The sequence below is a fragment of the Chitinophaga sp. SVR4-12A genome (assembly GCF_056754765.1).
On sequence record NZ_JBPGWP010000001.1, the window covers coordinates 1077477 to 1096218 of the forward strand.

Sequence of the window (18742 nt, forward strand, 5' to 3'; positions counted from 1 at the left end):
ATGAAACGGATTTTGTGCATAAGACTCGACAACATGGGGGATGTGATCATGAGCACACCCGCCATTCATGCGCTGAAAAAAACCTTTCAATGTCATATTACCCTGCTCACCTCGTCCATGGGCGCTGCCATTGCCCCCAGCATTCCCGACATAGATGACACGATCATCTTCGACGCTCCCTGGGTGAAGAATGAGTTGCCAGATGCAGCGCCTGTTTTTAATGACACCGTAGAAAAGCTCAGACAAGGTAATTTTGATGCAGCGGTCATATTTACAGTATACAGCCAGAACCCAATGCCCGCCGCGATGCTGGCATACCTGGCCAATATCCCCGTACGGCTGGCCTATTGCCGCGAAAATCCCTACGGGCTGCTTACGCATTGGGTGCCTGAGAAAGAGCCCTACGATTACATCCGTCACCAGGTAAGCCGTGATCTTTATCTGGTAACGCACCTGGACGTCACACCAGATTCAGATAAGCTCATACTGGAGGTAAATGAAGGCCTGTGGCCAGATGTCCGCAAGAAGCTAAAACATTGCCACCTGGATCCCGATAAACCCTGGGTCATCCTTCACCCGGGCGTAAGCGACAACAAACGCCAGTATCCCGTACAAAATTGGATAAAGGCAGCCAAAGACCTGGTACGGCAAACCGGCGTACAACTGCTGATTACCGGAACAAAGGGAGAACGTGCGCTGGCCACCGCCATCAGTCATGGCATTGCGCTGGAAAGCGGAGTTTGTGTAGGAGCAGGCCTTTTTTCCGTCGCAGAGTTCATTACCCTGATCAGTCACACCGCACTGGTGATCTCTGTTAATACCAGCACGGTGCACATCGCAGCGGCCAGCCACGTGCCGGTAGTGGTGTTATACGCGCTCACCAATCCCCAGCATACACCCTGGAAAGCACAGGGCGCAGTGCTGTATTTTGATGTGCCCGAACATCTCAGAAGCCGGAATGAAGTGATCCGCTATGTGTCTGAGCAATACCGGTATGAATCACAGTTGCCCGCTACCACCGGTAACATTGTACAGGTAGCTGCGGGCATCCTGGAGCCCATCCTCGACAACCAGCTATAGATACAATACCCGGTACCTCACAGCACCATATAAGTTCCAGTAAACAGAAAGAAAAGGTATCAGCGCCGACGTAATGATGATCTCCATTACATGCGGCCATGCATGTGAAGTGTGGACCAAACGCTTCCATACAAAGTTGGCCAGCAGCAGGACCCAAACCACCAGCGCAGTAAGCGCCACTGCCGTAGCGTTTGATAATAAGGCAGCTAAGAGCACCAGGCAGCAAACGATCATGCCATAATAGCTCCAGATAGGATGCTGCTTGATATAATTACGATACAGGTGTGGAAATTTCTTGTACAGCAATGCATTGAACATCGACTTACGCTGCTCCCGCAAACTAACGCCCCAGGACGCCTCCCGTACCGGGTGCACCACAATAGCGTCATGCAGGTGATGAATTGGGATTTGCTCTTGCAGCAACCTGAACTCGAGGTCGCTATCCTCGCGCCAGGCCAGCTCAAAACGTTCATCAAATCCCTGGATAAGCTGCAGCGCCTTCCAGGTGCACACGCAATTTGCGGTAATAAAACGCGCGCGCTCCAGCTGGGCAATGTTCCATTCGTAATCTGTAGGGTTCTCCGGCAAAGGCACAATAACACGACCGCTGTAAGCGATCAGCTCTTCCTGCTGATAAGCGTCCCAGATTGTTTGCAGCCACATCGGATCAGGCAGGGTATCATCATCTGTAAATGCTACGAGCGTACCGGCAGCCAGCTTCCAACCCATGTTACGCGCCGCGGCAGGTCCGCGCTTGGTGGCCAGCGGCACATACTCTATATCCAGCAGGCCGGTATGTTTCCAGGATACTACCAGCTGTTTGGTAAGATGGTCCGGCCCGTCGCTGATCACGATCACTTCAAAATCATCCCGCTCAAACTTTTGTTTGGCAAGGGACTTCAGGCATTCCATGAGCAGCAGCGGCCTGCAATAAGTAGGGATCACAACAGAGATCTTCTTTTCCATAGCGATTAGCATTTATCTTTTCGAAACAAGGAAGCTGCCTATTACCAATGCATCGAAGGGTGAAGACCAGAAGCATTCCAGCGCATCACGCGGCGTGCATACAATAGGCTTGCCCAGTGTATTGAAAGAAGTATTGATCAGCACAGGTACACCGGTGCGCTGTGCAAAAGCTTTCAGCAGATCATAATAGCGCGGATGCTGCTGCCGGTTAATGGTTTGAATACGGGCAGTGCCGTCCACATGACAAACGGCCGGTATACGATCTTTTTTATCCGCTTTCACTTTATACACAAACAACATGAAAGGTGAATAGTCTGCCTGCTCAAACCACTCAGCTGCGGCCTCCTCCATGACTACCGGCGCTACGGGGCGGAAATCTTCGCGGTCTTTCACTTCATTCAGCTTTGCCTGCATAGAGGCGGATATCGGAGAAGCCAGTATAGAGCGGCTGCCTAATGCACGCGGACCAAACTCCATTCTGCCCTGGAACCAGCCGATGATCTTGTCCTGCGCCAGCAAGTCAGCTGTTTCTGCAGCTACATCCTGCATGCGGCGATAAGGCACCTTTGCCCAGTCCAGAAAACGCGCTATTTCTTCATCTCCATAATCCGGTCCCCAGTAAGCATGTTCCATACGAAAGTTCCGCGCCTGCCCGGGCCGCTGCTGCGCGTCTATCCACATGGCGGCGCCGAGTGCAGTGCCTGCATCTCCTGCAGCAGGCTGTACCCAGATGTTCTTAAAAATCCCTGCATCGCGTATCACCGCATTCAGCACACAATTTAAAGCCACGCCACCGGCAAAGCAAAGGTTTTCCGTTTGCGTCTCTTGCTGCAGCCATGCGGCCAGTTCCAGCACACGTTCCTGTAACACTACCTGTAAGGATTGCGCAATGTTGAAATGATGCGCAGTAAATTCAGATCCGCGTTCGCGTGCAGGACCAAAGCGCTCTATGAAGCGTTCGTTACTGATGGTGTAATGACCATTGTCCTGCATGTGGATCATCTCCCTAAAATCATTGGCAAATACAGGCTTGCCGTAAGATGCCAGGGCCATCACTTTATATTCATCGGAAGAGTGGAGAAAGCCGAGATAGCTGGTCACCTGTTCGTACAGGAGCCCCAGCGAATGGGGCATGTTCACCTGTGTGATGCGCTGCATATCGTTGCCGCTGCCCATGCTGAAAGTGGTAGTGGCTTTTTCACCGCGCCCGTCAATAGTCAGTACGGCGGCCTGTTCGTAAGGCGAAGGAAGAAATGCGCTGGCCGCATGACAGAGGTGATGTTCTACAAAATGAAATCGTTCTTTATCAAGCTGAGCGCCTTTAAAACGTTGCTGCAAATGGTGTGGATAACCATCCACCAATTGGCGCGGCGCATTCACAATAGAAGAAAGGAACAACGGGTCCCAGGGCGACATCCATTTCTCAGGCACCTTGTACGCAGAGGGTTCCAGCGGTAAGGTGATGCGGTCTTTCCTTTCATTTGCTTCGTCCAGCAGGATATACGGATCAAAAGAATAAGCTACCTGGTCTACATCGTTCAGGTGTATGCCTGCTGTCTTTAAACAATAGTCTATTGCATGGAAAGGTAGTTCGTACGCAGAGAACGGAATAGGCCTCTTACCGTGCTTGATATGTGTAAAGCGTTCGTCCTCCACTGCGGCCAGCAGCTGACCGTCCTTTACAATACAGGCAGCGGAGTCATGAAACGCGGCGTTGATGCCAAGAGTGTACATAAGCAATGGTTTACTTTCATCGTTACATAAACTGTTCCAGTATCATTGCTTATTTAAAAGTTCAAAGGCCTGAATATTCGCGGCTTCCAGCTCTGCTTTGAAGTGAAGGCGTGTCCGGATAACACATAGCACTAAAATGCTATATAATCCCTTATGCTTTTTGCTAATTTTGATCATACTAACTATTCCATATTCCTATTAACCGACTATACCTATGAGAACTGCCAACTTCCGGGAGCGGATCGCTCTTGCCGCTATGCTAGCTGTTACGATCCTTGCATCCTTTCGTAATAAGGAAGGAGATGCCAATGATCGTCGGCCCCTGCCACTGCTGGAGGGGATCAATAGCCAGGCCAGCACAATGCTGATCAGCTATAACCAGCGCAATATGATCGGCCGTCTTACCAGGATACAGCGGGCATCTGAAGATACCTACACGGATGTGCGTATACCGGTATACAAGAACGGGCGACTGGTCAGCACCCTGGTATCGGGCCATACAAGCGGGGAGAACAGCGAGATCTTCTCTTCTTTTGAATACACGACCAACTATCCGCTGATAGACAAGATCCGCTACTATACGCAGGGACAGGTACAAGGATACGACTCACTGGTATACAATGCGGAAGCGCAGATCATTGCCCGCTATTTCTTCAGCCGTAAAGCAGACAACACTTTCGAAAGCCATAACTATCAACATTACACCTGGAACAGCGAAGGCAATATCATCCGGCTGGACAATTACGGCCGCAGTCGTGATGGGAACAGTTTTGAGCTCGGTTCTTCTGTTACCTATACCTACGACCAGCATCCCAATCCGCAGAAGCAGGTAACAGACCTGTGCTACATTACGGATATTATGCCTGCCTTTCTATCCGCCAACAATATCCTCACAGAAGAGATCAGCTATACGGGCGCAGCCGGTAAACATCTCAATACTTACAGTTATGAGTACAATGCGGCGCAGTACCCGGTGAGCATCACTGCTCACTATAGCCTGGATGGCTTAAGGGAAACGACGGAATTGAGCTATAAATAAAGAGTTGTCAGTTGCTAGTTGTCAGTTGTCAGTGGCTGCACTAAATATAATCTCCGCTCCAATCACTGACAACTGACAACTGACAACCGACAACTAATCATTGACCTCTTTCTTAAAAAAGGCCGTTAGCTTTTTATCGCTGCCTGCCACCCAAACAATATCGCCTTCCTGCAATATGGTCGTGGATTCGGGGTTCAGGATGCGTTTACCGCTTCTTTCTATGCCAAGTATCATGCCTTGTGACTGTTCACGGATACCGGCTTCGCGGATGGTCTTATTGCAAAGCGGAGCGCCCTTTTTGATCATGTAACGGCGCAGCACAATATCGTGAGCAAGGAGCTGTTTTTCTTCGATGCTGCTGTCTTCCTCTTCCAAAAAACGGTTCAGCTGCGTGATCTGTTCATCCGTGCCGATAACGGTCACCACATCGCCGGGATACAGGCGCTCATCTTTACCGGGAGCAGCATATTGCTGTTTGCCTCTTTTGATCAGCGCGATATTAGCGCCAAACCTTTCTCGGATAGCCAGCTCCTGCAGGGTTTTACCTACGGCCGGCGACATAGGCGAGATGTTCATCACGGCCAGGTGCGCATCCCACGGAGCCAATACCTGTTTGTTGATACCGCCTACACGGGTTTCCCTTTCATTAAAATTGGAGAAGAAACGTTCCTCTATTTTACTATAAAAGGCCTGCAATTTGCGGTTAAAGATCAGCAGCAACGCCAGGATCACCACGGTTACTACCAGGGCTACCACTACAGAAAAGAACAGGTCTACAAAGAAACCCACCATGGTAACGGCCAGCACTATACGCAATAGACGCAGCAGTAATAATGGCCCCCTGTACTTTTTCTGCTGCCAGATATTGGCAGATGCCTGGCTGCTGATACCGCGAACGGCCAGCGCCCACAGGAAGGGCGACAACACCAGCAGGGTCACCAACGCGGTAATGATACGCGCCGGATTTACATCTTCAGGCGCCTCCGTAACCCTGGGCAATACATAATAGGCAGACAGCAGCACAATGGCGATAATGATCACCGAATACAGCACAATATTCATGAAATAGGAACGCAGCAGCTGTTTCCAGTCGCTCACCACGGCAATGGTCTGCGTAGCTGCGCTATAGCGGTTTAAGGTGTTTTTCCACTTATGCGGCAGCATAGCGGCTATCCGCACATAGGCCGGTTCTGATAAACGGATCAGGTAAGGAGTGGTAAAGGTAGTAACAGCAGATACGGCCACGGCCACCGGGTATAGGAAATCGCTGGTCACTTTCAGTGTAAGCCCCAGCGTTGCGATGATAAAGGAGAACTCCCCTATCTGCGCCAGGCTCATACCTGCCTGCACAGAGGGCTTAAGGGGCTGGCCCGCCACCAGGGCGCCGACCGTGGTGCTGAGCAGCTTACCCAGTACAGTGATCACCGTTATAATGGCTACAGGGCCTGCATACTTTAGGATCATAGCAGGATCTATCAGCATGCCTACCGATACAAAGAACACGGCGCCAAACAGCTCTTTTACCGGTTTTACGAGGTGCTCTATCTTTTCTGCCTGTGTGGTTTCCGCCAGTATAGAGCCCATCACAAATGCGCCAAGGGCTGGCGAGAAACCTGCTTCAGTAGCCAGTACCACCATCACGAGGCAAAGCCCGATGGAGGTGACCAGCAGCGTTTCCTCGTTCATGAGCTTGCGGGTACGCTTCAGGAGAGTAGGTAAAAAGAAGATACCCGCCACAAACCATATGATGAGAAAGAAGATCAGTTTTATCACAGAGCTCAGCATTTCCATACCGGCAAACTGCTGGCTGGCTGCCAGGGTAGATAACAGTACCAGCAAAACAATGGCCACCAGGTCTTCTACCACCAGGATACCAAACACCAGCCCCGCAAATTGCTGTCCTTTTACGCCCAGTTCTTCAAAAGCCCGGATAATGATGGTGGTAGACGAAACAGAAAGAATCCCGCCCAGGAAGATGCTGTCCATGGTAGACCAGCCCAGGAGGCGGCCGGCGGCATAGCCCAGGAGCAGCATCATCACCACTTCAATAACAGCCGTAATGGAAGCCGCTCCTCCTACCTTGATCAGCTTTTTGAAACTGAACTCCAGGCCCAGGCTGAAGAGCAGGAAGATCACGCCTATCTCAGACCATGTTTGAATATTCGCCTCGTCAGAAACCGTGGGCACCAGGGACACGTGCGGACCAACCAGCAGTCCGGCCACGATATAGCCCAGTACCAACGGCTGTTTTAATTGCTTAAAGATGAGGGTGGTAACGGCCGCGGCCGCCAATATCAATGCCAGGTCAGAAATAAGTGCGGGTATGTGCATGCTTGTACTAAAAAGGTTTTAAATATTGAATAATCTGGAGATGGAATGGATGCAGCCGGCTGCAATATAAACATCTGTGTATAAAAAACACAATGCATCTTCCCCGTAACTCCGCTACCAGTGCTACGAAACACGTATTAGAAAATGATGAGAGTCTTGTTTTACCTGCGGACCTTATCCAGCAGGTCGCTCAGTAGCAGCGCATCTTCGGCGCTTAAACGGGTACTCAGGTCTTCATAAAAGGCAGACAAAGGCGCCTCCAGTTCTTCCAGCAACTGTAATCCTTTTGGTGTGATCGTAATGTCCATTTTACGGCGGTTGAACTCGCAAAGCTGCCGTTTTACATATCCCTGTTTCACCAGTTTGTCGAGCAGGCGGGTAACGTCGCTGGCCTTATCCAGTAACACGTCCTTGATCTCACCGGCTGAAACCGGTTTGGGATGACGGCCTTTGATGATGCGCAATGCATTGAAATGCTGCGACAGAATGCCGTATCTTTTAAATATCTCGGTATGCGCATCCCGTAACCAGTTACTGGTGTAGATCAGATTTACCACGGCCTTATGAAAATTGCTGCCGAATCTACCCTGTTTAATGGCTTCTTCTATTTTCATACACCCCAAAGGTAACAAAAACAACAAATGTTGTAACGGATTAGCCCCGAAGGGGGGTACCGGGACGCCGCTTTCGTAGGCTTTTTCTCGTTAGCCCCTACGCTTACCCGTTAAATCTTGGTTAAGAATCCCATTTTTCCAGCGTTCACTAGACAAAATAGTGAGTTCACCAAATGATCCCTGCTTGGTAACTGCGGGCGCCTATTTTTGCAATAGGTTTTTCATAGGATATGGTTAAAAAATTAGGCGGTATTCCTACCGCCTTTTTTTATTTTATCGTTTATAGACAACCGTAAGTAAGCCCTCCTTACCAGAAACGCACATACAGCGCGCTCAGTATCAGCAGGGTAACAACGATGAGCACCAGGGTGGAGGGCTGCAGGCGGAACATTTTACCATCCAGCTCAAAAGCCTTGGGATTCACTCTCGGTCCGCGCAGGCTCATTAACACCATCACCAGCACTGTAAAGAAGAATGCCCAGCCCATGCAGATCAGGAAGGGGATCTCATATTTACCCTTGCCATTCGGGAAGGCCGTATATAACAAGGTTTCATTACCAAACCACTGCGGAGCATAGTTATTAAACACCACAGACAATACGAAGCCGGTAATAACGCCCGCCACCGCTGCAGCGCCGGTAGTACGTTTCCAGAACATACCGAGTAAGAACATGGCAAATACGCCGGGGCTGATAAAGCCGGTATATTTCTGGATAAAGGTAAAGCCACCCTCGCCTCCTATACCCAGCAGATCATTCCAGGTAAAAAGGATCGCCAGCAGCATGGCCGCTACAATGGTGATACGTCCCACCCACACCAGTTTCTGCTCATCGGCATCCTTGCGAACGTACTTTTTGTAAATGTCCAATGTGAAGATGGTAGAGATACTGTTAGCCTTACCTGCCAGGGAAGCTACGATCGCCGCCGTTAATGCTGCCAGCGAAAGCCCTTTGAGGCCGGTGGGCAGGAAACCCAGGATAGCAGAATAGGCATTGTCTGCGTTAAAGTGGCCACCCGGAGCCATCTCCTGTTGTAAAGCACCGTTCTTGTACAGCACATAAGCGGCTATACCAGGCAGCATTACGATAACAGGCATCATCAGTTTCAGCAGACCGGCAAACAGGATCCCGTTGCGGGCGGTCTGCAGGTTGGCGCCCAGCGCCCTTTGCGTAATATATTGATTACAACCCCAGTAGTTCAGGTTTACGATCCACTGACCGGCAAAATACATGGTAATGCCCGGCAGCATCAGGTATTTGTTGATCTCCCCTTGTGGAGCATCCTGTGCGGGTTTCTGTAATATCATCTTGAAATGGTCCGGCGCATCCTTTATCAGTGTGTTAAAGCCCGCCAGCACATTGCTGCCAAGCCCGAAATGTTCGCTCACCATGCTCAGGGCAAGGTAGGTAGTGGCCAGGCCGCCGATGATCAGAACAGCCACCTGGATCACGTCTGTATAACCGATCACCTTCATACCGCCCAGTGTGATCAGCAGGGCAAATATGGACAACCCGATCATGATCAGGTGGAAATTGCCGTTGCCTACCAGGCTGTTGATGGCCAGGGCGCCCAGGAAAAGGATGGAAGTAAGGTTCACGAAAATGTACAGGAATAACCAGAAGATCGCCATGATCAGGCTCACCGTCTCATTGTACCTGGTTTTCAGGAACTGCGGCATGGTAAAGATCTTATTCTTCAGGTATACGGGCATAAACCACACCGCCACTATGATCAGTGCGATAGCGGCGATCCATTCATAGGCGGCTACTGCCACGCCTACGGAAAAACCGTTGCCGCTCATGCCAATGAATTGCTCCGCCGAAATATTGGATGCGATCAGGGAAGCGCCGATGGCCCACCATGTCAATGATCCCTCAGCGAGGAAGAAGTCCTTTGTATCTGTGCGGGCTTTTTTCTTACGCCGGTAGATCCAGTATCCATAGGAAGATACTATCAGGAAATAGATGATAAAAATAACGTAGTCGACAAATACCAGTTTATTCATAACGCGTGATTACGGGTTTATTGACCACTAATATATGTCTATTTGACATTTATTCAAACATTTTTCTGCGTACCCCGATCCTTTCTATCCCGGTAGCCAAAAAATAGCCTTTTAAATTGCTCCCAGGGCCCGATATGATTGTTCAGGTCCTGTATTACATAATCACATACCGCGCAAACAAGTTTTTTAACCTTCCGGTCCTTATCGTCTGAAGCAGCCAGCAATACCAGCTTGCTCCTGTCTGCAGTGTTCCAGTACTCCTCTTCTGAAGCAGTGATCCTGGTTGATTTACAGCGGGGACACCTTTCCTGGCCGTCATCAAACACTTTGTCTCTATACTCGGCAATAAGAGACTCCAGCGCCATTGCTGACAGGCCACGGTTTGTCTTTATATAATGTAATATACCAGACCGGGTATCTTCGAGGTAAGCATCGAGCTTATATTTCCATAGAAAAGCAAGCTCAAAATCCTCATAGGAATCTAATATTCTAAGCAGTTCCTCTCTCATAGTATCATTTTACATAGGATATTCATACTCCTTTTTGACATACGCTATTTTTCCCGTTTGCCGATGTTGGCATAACACTACTATCCTGACAGCGCTCCTTGTGTACAAGATGCTTCCTCCATCATACACCAGTCTATACTCCGGGTTGCTCACCGTAAGCATATTCTTTCTTGCGGCTGAAGCTATTCCTCCATATACCGTCTTCACCGGCACCCATCCCCGGGGGATGCGCTCATTATCTATCTGAAAACGCGTACCGGGCGATATATTCTCCTCGATCAATGATACAGGTCTTCTATGCATACTTTTTTTTGATTAATCTATAAGATACCCATGTGAAAGTCAGCAGGTAAAAAAGATGAGCGGCATGATGCCCTGAGAGAAAGGTATAGGATCTTTATACATTTTTCTTCCTGATTACACCAAATGTAAACAATTTTACAGCATACGTTCCTTTCGCCCCTCCTTCCCTACCCTGTATATTCCATCCTGCGTTATCAATACACCTTCTGATACGCCAAATGCATGTGGGGTATCAACACCGATCACTTTCCCGTTGAAGAAGCTCGTTGCCTGCTCTACCGTAGTATGACCGATCACAATATGCTGCACGTCGAATTTGCGGAGGGTGTGATTCACCTGCTGCATGCTGGCGTCTCCCATCGCATATCCGCGGTACCATAAGGGAGAATCTGAAGAGGAGAGTAACTCGTATACAACAGGCGGGGCCAGCTCCGGGGTAAAATACCAGGGACGGCATAACTGGTTGAGGGCCTGCAGGGAGTGAGCCAGTATATTCACATAGGTAGCTACGCCGCCGTGCACAAACAAAACCGGCCCTACTTTTTCCATGATGTTCTTGGTGATGAGCCAGCGGCCCAGTTCAGTAGCCGGAGTATACAGCTGGCGATAATCGAGGCCCAGCAGCCGGGCATGGTAAAGGTACTGCTCATGCAGGTAACGCAGATCGCCGCTCATGTTCATGATCTCGTGATTACCGAGAATAAAGTGCACATAACCGTCCTGCTCTATGGCCTTTTCTTCGAGGCTGTACAGCAGCCAGAGGCAGGGGGTCACCTGCTCGCCACGGTCAAAGCAATCACCCACGAGCACAAGGTGACCTTTACCAAAGGTCCAGTTATACTGCGGGTCTATTACGCCATTAGCCAGCAGCAGGCTGCGGAAGGCCTCAAAATTGCCTTCTATATCGGAAATGGCCAGTATCTTTTCTGCAGGAGGGTAAACAGATGGCGCCGTGCTCAGGGCACTTTTCAGGCGGATGGAAAAGTTCCAGGCAGGCTGTTCCCGGAATGTGCAGCTGAGGGGGATCTCTTCTCTCTGTGCAAGAGTGAAATGAGCGGATTGTACGGCAGATTTTCCCCGTTTGACGATAATAGACTTTACCAGGATATCATGCTCCTTATAAAAGACGTAGGGGCCATCATTTACTGCTTTCATGATACCCTTAAATTACGCCTATTGCCAGTAATTTATATCAGTGAGCCGATTTAAAGTGCAGCGTTTCGCCGCTGAAATAATAATCGATGCCGAAGCCGGTATTTTTCAGGTTCTTCAGGAAGAATGCGAGATCGTGGTGTTTATCCAGGATCCCGGTAAAGGGCGAGGTAGCCATTGCCGGGTCGTCAAAAACTACCTTGATACCAAACCAGCGCTCTATCACGGGACTCAGGTCTGCCAGCCTGGTATTATCAAACTGGAAGATCCCGTTCATCCAAGATAAGGCAGCTTCCTGGTCAAACTGTTGTACGGTAAATCCTACACGTTGGGTATAGATTGCTTCCTGGCCTGGTTTCAGCACAATTGTAGAAGAGCCGGAGCGGGCAGATACAGCCCCGGATACCAGGGAAGTACTGGTAATGCCCGGTTTGTAGGTATTCACGTTGAATTCGGTGCCCAATACCTCCACCACCGTTTCAGGGGTGCGGACGATGAAGGGCTTATCTGCGTTCTTAGCCACTTTAAAGAAGCCTTCACCTTCCAGGTACACTTCGCGGGTATTATGCTGGAATGAGAATGGGAATTTGAGCGTAGAAGTGGCGTTCAGCCATACTTCGGTGCCGTCTGACAATATCACCCGGTAATCCATCCTGGAAGGAACCACCAGGGTGTTATACCCCCCGATATCTTTTCCTTTGGCGGTATACTGCAGCGTTCTGGCGCCGGCGTTCAGTGCTACTGAACCGGTGCTGATGTCCTGGGCAGGCATGTTATAGGGCAGCTGGACGACCTTACCATTGGCCATCTGCAGCCGGAGCCCTTTTGCCGGCGTCTCCGCTGTAGCTGTTACGGAAGTAGAGGGTGCTGATTCTTTTGCCGTGTTCAGCAGGAAATAAGCGCCAACTGCCATTGCCCCCAGTATAGAGGCGGCTGCCAGCCACTTTGTAATGGACAGATTCCTTACAGACCGTTTCGGTCTAAGCAGTTCCCGTTCTACCTTGTTCCAGGCTGCCGCACTGTCCCCGATGCCATACCAGGCGTTCTCGTCAAAATCGTTTTGCCTGATATCATCCCATAACCTGCTTACATCTTCATTTTCCGCCAATAGCTGCTCCAGGTACTCGTCATCCGGTTTATCAATCCCTCCCTTTTTCTTGCGCAGCAACAATTCATAAATACGCTCCTGAGTATATTCCATTTGCTTGATTAGTACCAATTAATGAATAAAGTTAAAAGAAAGAACAGCACTTTGAGGAAAAAAATATGCCATGATCAGATATACAATGATCAGATTGAAAAGCTGTTCTCATTGCAGGTAGACCTTTTCAAAAATAGCACTAATCATTTTGACACTTCGTTAATTTCTGGTTAACCAGCTTGTTAACAAAGTGTTAATTCCCGTTCCGGAAGCAGTTCTTCGTATTGGATCTCGATCATCTGTAACAATCTCTCTTCCAATAACATAGCGAAGGTTTCCATATACAGGATCACGTCTTCCCGCTGGTTGCGTTTCAGCCACCTGAAACCGCCCGGCAGGCGCTCCAGTACCTCACGGTCCTGCAGGTATTCGATATTGTGTATATCTGATGGCGTTAGCCCCTTCTCCATCAGGCTTGAGATCAATAGCCCTACGGGGGCATTAGACGCAACGCAGTAGTCTTCCGCCAGTTCCGTCCACTCTCCCATACCGGTGTGGGCATAGTATAAAATTTCTTCTTTAGTGTACTGGGTGATCACCTGAAGCAGGTTACCACAATTGCAGGTACCATGGTTTCCCCATGCGTAAGGCGCTCCATTTTTTAACCGGCGGGCAGTTTCGCGCAAAGCAGTGATCAATTCCACGTTAGGATGTGCCATAAATAACCGTTTTGTATAAAGTTACAAAATATGACGGTTCAATCCGCACACCTTTCCTGACAGGATAAATTCCGCATTTACGGCGAGTTTCAGCAATGCTTTAATTGTATAATTGACATTTATATAAAATACCCCTACCTTAGGACCATAATTCACGTTATAATGAAGAAATTAATTTGCGCTATCGGCCTCCTGTCTGCTACCCTGTACGCGACAGGGCAAAGCAGCGATGCTACGCTTACTATCCAGCAAAACAATTCCGGGCTCACCATCAGCCGGCACATTTACGGACACTTTTCCGAACACCTTGGCAGGTGTATATACGACGGTTTCTGGGTGGATGAAAAGCTCCCCGTACAGAAAAAAGGCCGTATCCGTCTTGACGTGGTGGAAGCTTTACGCAAAGTAAAGATTCCCAACCTGCGCTGGCCCGGCGGCTGCTTTGCCGACGAATATCACTGGCGCGACGGCATCGGGCCCCGCGAACAACGCCCTAAAATGGTGAACACCAACTGGGGCGGAGTGACCGAAGATAACAGCTTCGGTACACACGAATTCCTGGAGCTCTGCAGCCTGCTGAACTGCGAGCCTTATATCAGTGCCAATGTGGGCAGCGGCACCGTAGAGGAAATGTCCAAATGGATCGAATACCTGAACTTCAACGGCGAAAGCCCCATGTCTAAAATAAGGAAGGAGAACGGCCGCCAGGAACCCTGGAACGTGCACTTCTGGGGAGTGGGCAACGAAAGCTGGGGATGCGGCGGCAGTATGACAGCCGAGTTTTATTCAGACCAATTCAGGCGTTACGCCACCTATGCCAGGAACTACCCGGGCGCTCCCCTGAAAAAGATCGCCTGCGGCGCTAACTCAGACGACTACAAGTGGACGGAGACCGCCATGAAGAACATCCCCCTCAACCAGATGTGGGGCCTTTCACTGCATTACTATACCGTGCCCAATACCTGGCACGACAAAGGCTCTGCTACTTCATTTACGGAACAGGAATACTTCACTACCATGAAGCATTGCCTGCATATGGAAGAACTGGTAAGCCGCCACAGCGCGATTATGGACCATTACGACCCGGAGAAGAAAGTGGCGCTGGCCGTAGATGAATGGGGAATCTGGACCAATGTGGAACCAGGCACCAACCCGGGCTTCCTCTACCAGCAGAACAGCCTGCGCGATGCATTGGTAGCCGCCACCACCCTGAACATCTTTAACAACCACTGCGACCGTGTACGCCTGGCCAACCTGGCCCAGACCGTAAACGTGCTGCAGTCGCTTATACTTACCCAGAAGGAGAAAATGCTGCTAACACCTACCTACCATGTTTTTGACCTGTTTAAAGTACACCAGGATGCGAAATTCCTGCCCATACTGCTGAACAGCCCATCTTACTCCGTAGGCAATGAGCAGATCCCCGCGGTGAACGCATCGGCCTCCGTAGATTCCAACAACGTGATCCATGTATCACTGGTGAACCTGGACGCTGCCAAAACAGTGAATGTATCTGCCATGATCAGCAACCTGCCCTGGAAAAGCGTAGAGGGCCAGGTGCTCAGCTCCGCCAAGGTAACTGATATCAATACTTTCGAAGCACCCAATACCGTGCAGATCGCGAAATTCAACGGGGCAAAGAAAAATGGAAACAACCTGAGCGTAAGCCTACCCCCGCATTCTGTAGTAGTGCTGGAGCTGAAGAATTAGTTATTTTGCCGCCAGGCGTTCATCCGCCTTTCCTAAGCTTCCCCAATATTTTATCGCATTCATGACTTTAACGTAACTATATCGTTACTTTATCCGGGAATTGTCTGGTCCTGAAATAGCAAGGGAGAGGGCGTGTGATACGCTCTCTCCCTTATTATGCAAGACCGGGCTTATTTACCCTTGCCCTGCCTGGAAGTTTTTTTTGCTGCAGGCGTTTGCTGCGAACGGGGAGTTGTCTTTTTCTTATTCTTAACGACAATGTCGGAGGTATCTACTCCTTTTGCTTTACGGCTCAGGTCCCTGCTGTAGTCGTTACCCATATTAGGTCCTCCCTGTTCCAGACCTTTATTGCCTATAGACCTGTCTCTTACTGGCATAACTTTACATTTTAGCGGTTAAGAATGATGTTTCCACACTTTCGAATGCCGCCAAAATAATGCCACCTATTTACTCAACCGGTTTTCGCATCAGGAACTGCACAAATGCAACGGTGCCGGGATTGTATGCAGTTACACATTCCCATCCGTCCCGGCCCATGTAGTTCATCGCATCTATCGGGGAATTAAAGTTCATCACATTACCGGCCGAATCTTTTACCATGTTTTCTTTCGACGCTTTAGTGCCCTTCTCCTGGCCATTGTCTACAACGATCCTGATCTTCGCTCCAAATGCACCGGTTACTGTAACGGTGCAGTATTGCCATTTAACGGGCGTTGAATTTGGTTTGAAAGATAAGAGAATGATAGTGATAAATGCCAGCATGCAGCACAGCAGAAATAGGTTGTTCTTGTTCTTCATATAGCGGAGGTTTTACTTAAAATTAATTAAAAGCCTCCTCTTAAAATGAAACCCATAACACACCATAACATACCTTAACACAGCTTAACACAAGCTAGAACAGCACCACCTGCCAGCTTCTTTCAAACAGTCCCCCAGGCTGCAACTGATTGATCCCTTCCTTTTCCTGCAGCTGTCCGCTGGCGTCTACATGATCTGCGATACCACACCAGGGCTCTATACATACAAAATCTGCATCTTTTGCAGCCCAGATGCCGAGATAAGGAAACCCTTTGAAATGAAATTCCAGCCCATGCGGGGTCACATCGCTTTTCAGGGTCACGGCATCAGATGCCAGGTGTTTCAGCACCAGGGCATCGGCATAAAACAGCGTCTTTTTTAAGGGCAGGCGTTGCGTATGATCCAACAGGGGCTGTGTGCTGCGTTCAATCAAGCCTTCTGGGGATAATGGCCATTTACCGGCGGTTTCCTCCCGGTTAAACTGCAGGTAATAGTCCTCATAGCCGGTGCCTGCCGCCAGGGGAACCCGGAAGGCCGGATGACCGCCTACTGAAAAGAACATATCCTCATTACCCGTATTACGCACGCGATAGCTAACCGTCAGCCGGTTATCATCCAGCGTATATACCACTTCAAAATGAAAGGGGAAAGGGTATACTTTGTGTGTATCGGCGCTGTCGGTAAGCAGGAAACGAATGCTGCCGGCCGTTTGTTCTGCCACGGTAAATACCATATCCCTGGCAAAACCATGCCTGCCCAACGTGTAAGCCGTTCCATGATAAGTGTAGCTGTTATTCTTCAAACCGCCCACCACGGGGAACAGTACCGGGCTTTTCTTTCCCCAGAAGGCCGCGTCGCCGCTCCAAAGGTATTCCAGCTGAAGGTCCTTACGGGTAATGCTTTGCAGCTCCGCGCCTTTCTCAGCGATGGTGATGCTCAAACGTTCATTCGATAATTGCAACATACGATCCTGATTGTGTAGTTGCAAAAATAATACGCTGAACGCCAAACGCCAAACGCTTAATGCCTACTGCGTTTTTCGTTCGGCATTAGCATTCCATTACTTCCATACGATGGTAGCCACCGCGTTCCCTTCCAGTGAATATTGATATTGCCGGTCTCCTTCTGTTACCGTAAAGCTGCGGGCATCGTTGTCCTTGTTCAGCACTACCAGTACCCGGGTACCGTCGCTGTTCAGGAAAGCCGCACAGTCCAGGTCATTGGCGCCGCTACCGCTCAGCGATATACGAAAAGCGCCGGGCCGTACAAACTTAGACATATGACCGATCGCGTAATACTCTACATTACGGGTAATGGCGCCGTCGCTGCCAATGGTGACCACTCCCCTGCAGTCTTTACAGCCGCCGTTCTGCGGACCGTGGTCATTATCCAGGGCCAGGTTCCAGAGCAGCGCACTTTTTGACCAGTTGTTCACACTGCCAATGAATACATTGCTGATGTTCCATTTCAGGTTGTCCCCGAACTGCTGGGCCCAGGCGCCGCCGGATACTTCCGTAAAATAAAGGCCTTTGTCCGGATGCTGCGCATGCACCTGCGTCATGGCCGTTACCTGTCCTGCATAGGCATGAAAGGCAGAGCCGCTCACATATTGCCGGGCAGCCGTATCGTTCAGGATAGTGATAGGATACTGCGGCACATCCCAGTTATGATCATAGATGATAATATCCGTATTGAGCTGATGCTGCTTGAAAGCAGGTCCCAGGTGATCCCTGATAAAGGCAGCCTGCTCTCCGGCCTCCATGCGCATGGAGGGATAGGCCGCTTCGTACAGCGGTTCGTTCTGCGGGGTAACGGCGTCGATGCGAATGCCTTCCTGCTGGTAAGCCTGGACATATTTCACGAAGTAAGCAGCATAAGCGCCATACCACTCGGGCTTGAGCCTGCCGCCGGCCAGTTTCCCCTTGTCCTTCATCCATGCAGGCGCGCTCCAGGGACTGCTCATGATCTTCAGATGGGGGGCAATGGCTTTGATGGCGTGTAATACCGGCACAATGTCCTCTTTGTCTTTTGCGATAGAGAACTTCGTTAAGCCTGGGTCCGTCTGCCCTGCGGGCACATCGTCATAGGTAAAATCATCCAGGGAGAAGTCCGAAGCGCCCATGGTGAGGCGGAGATAGCTGATGCCGATGCCCTGTTCGGGGTCAAAGAGCTCCTTTAGCAGCTGACTGCGCTGCGTACTGTTCAGCTGCCGGTGAATGAGGTAGGCGGAGGAACCGGTAAGCGCAGCGCCAAATCCTTCTATTTCCTGCAGCGGTTTTGCAGCATCGATCTGTATCAGGGTAGCGCCAGGGGCGACGCCTGTTTTTATGTCTATATCATTACCCTTTTGCAGCAGCTTTGATTGCGTGCCATTGGTGATCCAGATCTGCGCCTTTCCTACTACCCTGGCAGAATCGCCGGAAGGGGTACCCGATTCCTTATAACGGCCTTTCGCACAGCTGGTCACGAAAAGGGCTGCCGTTAGCAATAGAACAGTGTGTTTCATAAAAAGGTTTGAGGTTTGAAGTCTGAGGTCTGAGGTTCGTTTGATGTCTGAGGTGCACGACAAATATCTTTGGCTGGCAAAGCTGTTCTGAACTTCAAACCTTTAACCAACCTCAGACCTCAGACTTCAAACCTC

At 49.9% G+C, this 18742-nt stretch carries 17 protein-coding genes; 3 read left to right on the forward strand and 14 right to left on the reverse strand.

Translation table 11 applies throughout. The features are described 5' to 3' along the window. Complete coding sequence (locus ACR9Y8_RS04255; RefSeq protein ID WP_481211991.1) at positions 1 to 1080, forward strand: glycosyltransferase family 9 protein; 1080 nt, start codon at positions 1 to 3, stop codon at positions 1078 to 1080. Here ACR9Y8_RS04255 and ACR9Y8_RS04260 read toward each other — a convergent pair. Both ACR9Y8_RS04260 and ACR9Y8_RS04265 read right to left on the reverse strand, forming a co-directional pair. Then, positions 1075 to 2046, reverse strand: coding sequence for a glycosyltransferase family 2 protein (locus ACR9Y8_RS04260; RefSeq protein WP_481211992.1), 972 nt, complete (start codon positions 2044 to 2046; stop codon positions 1075 to 1077). The genes ACR9Y8_RS04255 and ACR9Y8_RS04260 overlap by 6 nt on opposite strands. A gap of 12 nt (positions 2047 to 2058) precedes the next feature. Then, a complete protein-coding gene (locus tag ACR9Y8_RS04265; protein ID WP_481211993.1) occupies positions 2059 to 3780 on the reverse strand; it encodes a carbamoyltransferase family protein in 1722 nt (573 codons plus the stop codon). 214 nt (positions 3781 to 3994) lie between these two features. Here ACR9Y8_RS04265 and ACR9Y8_RS04270 point away from each other — a divergent pair, with 214 nt between their 5' ends. Beyond that, positions 3995 to 4819, forward strand: coding sequence for a hypothetical protein (locus ACR9Y8_RS04270; RefSeq protein WP_481211994.1), 825 nt, complete (start codon positions 3995 to 3997; stop codon positions 4817 to 4819). Between the two features lie 93 nt (positions 4820 to 4912). Here ACR9Y8_RS04270 and ACR9Y8_RS04275 read toward each other — a convergent pair whose 3' ends face one another. From ACR9Y8_RS04275 to ACR9Y8_RS04310, 8 genes are all read right to left on the reverse strand, one after another. After that, positions 4913 to 7150, reverse strand: coding sequence for a monovalent cation:proton antiporter family protein (locus ACR9Y8_RS04275; RefSeq protein WP_481211995.1), 2238 nt, complete (start codon positions 7148 to 7150; stop codon positions 4913 to 4915). 161 nt (positions 7151 to 7311) lie between these two features. Then, positions 7312 to 7764 carry a MarR family winged helix-turn-helix transcriptional regulator gene (locus ACR9Y8_RS04280; protein ID WP_481211996.1) on the reverse strand — a complete coding sequence of 151 codons (453 nt, stop codon included), beginning with the start codon at positions 7762 to 7764 and terminating at the stop codon, positions 7312 to 7314. A 307-nt stretch (positions 7765 to 8071) separates the two neighbouring features. Beyond that, the gene (locus ACR9Y8_RS04285; RefSeq protein WP_481211997.1) at positions 8072 to 9769 is read right to left on the reverse strand and encodes a sodium:solute symporter family transporter; all 1698 of its coding nucleotides are present in this window, start codon (positions 9767 to 9769) and stop codon (positions 8072 to 8074) included. Positions 9770 to 9822: 53 nt separating this feature from the next. Next, positions 9823 to 10278 carry a hypothetical protein gene (locus ACR9Y8_RS04290; protein WP_481211998.1) on the reverse strand — a complete coding sequence of 152 codons (456 nt, stop codon included), beginning with the start codon at positions 10276 to 10278 and terminating at the stop codon, positions 9823 to 9825. A 9-nt stretch (positions 10279 to 10287) separates the two neighbouring features. Next, positions 10288 to 10581, reverse strand: a complete 294-nt coding sequence (locus ACR9Y8_RS04295; protein ID WP_481211999.1) for a hypothetical protein — start codon at positions 10579 to 10581, stop codon at positions 10288 to 10290. A 135-nt stretch (positions 10582 to 10716) separates the two neighbouring features. Next, a complete protein-coding gene (locus ACR9Y8_RS04300) occupies positions 10717 to 11736 on the reverse strand; it encodes a metallophosphoesterase (RefSeq protein WP_481212000.1) in 1020 nt (339 codons plus the stop codon). Between the two features lie 37 nt (positions 11737 to 11773). Then, on the reverse strand, positions 11774 to 12934 hold the full coding sequence (locus ACR9Y8_RS04305) for a FecR family protein (protein WP_481212001.1): 1161 nt from the start codon (positions 12932 to 12934) through the stop codon (positions 11774 to 11776). 182 nt (positions 12935 to 13116) lie between these two features. Beyond that, positions 13117 to 13593: a hypothetical protein gene (locus tag ACR9Y8_RS04310; protein ID WP_481212002.1), complete on the reverse strand. Its 477-nt coding sequence runs from the start codon at positions 13591 to 13593 to the stop codon at positions 13117 to 13119. A gap of 162 nt (positions 13594 to 13755) precedes the next feature. Here ACR9Y8_RS04310 and ACR9Y8_RS04315 point away from each other — a divergent pair, with 162 nt between their 5' ends. Then, on the forward strand, positions 13756 to 15303 hold the full coding sequence (locus ACR9Y8_RS04315; protein WP_481212003.1) for an alpha-N-arabinofuranosidase: 1548 nt from the start codon (positions 13756 to 13758) through the stop codon (positions 15301 to 15303). A 170-nt stretch (positions 15304 to 15473) separates the two neighbouring features. Here ACR9Y8_RS04315 and ACR9Y8_RS04320 read toward each other — a convergent pair whose 3' ends face one another. From ACR9Y8_RS04320 to ACR9Y8_RS04335, 4 genes are all read right to left on the reverse strand, one after another. Beyond that, entirely contained in the window at positions 15474 to 15680 is a 207-nt protein-coding gene (locus ACR9Y8_RS04320) for a hypothetical protein (protein ID WP_481212004.1), read from the reverse strand. Positions 15681 to 15750: 70 nt separating this feature from the next. Continuing rightward, positions 15751 to 16101: a hypothetical protein gene (locus tag ACR9Y8_RS04325; RefSeq protein WP_481212005.1), complete on the reverse strand. Its 351-nt coding sequence runs from the start codon at positions 16099 to 16101 to the stop codon at positions 15751 to 15753. 94 nt (positions 16102 to 16195) lie between these two features. Continuing rightward, complete coding sequence (locus ACR9Y8_RS04330) at positions 16196 to 17065, reverse strand: aldose 1-epimerase family protein (RefSeq protein ID WP_481212006.1); 870 nt, start codon at positions 17063 to 17065, stop codon at positions 16196 to 16198. Between the two features lie 96 nt (positions 17066 to 17161). Then, positions 17162 to 18607 (reverse strand): glycoside hydrolase family 30 protein, encoded by a 1446-nt coding sequence (locus ACR9Y8_RS04335; RefSeq protein ID WP_481212007.1) that lies wholly within the window; start codon positions 18605 to 18607, stop codon positions 17162 to 17164. Between the last annotated feature and the right edge of the window lie 135 nt (positions 18608 to 18742).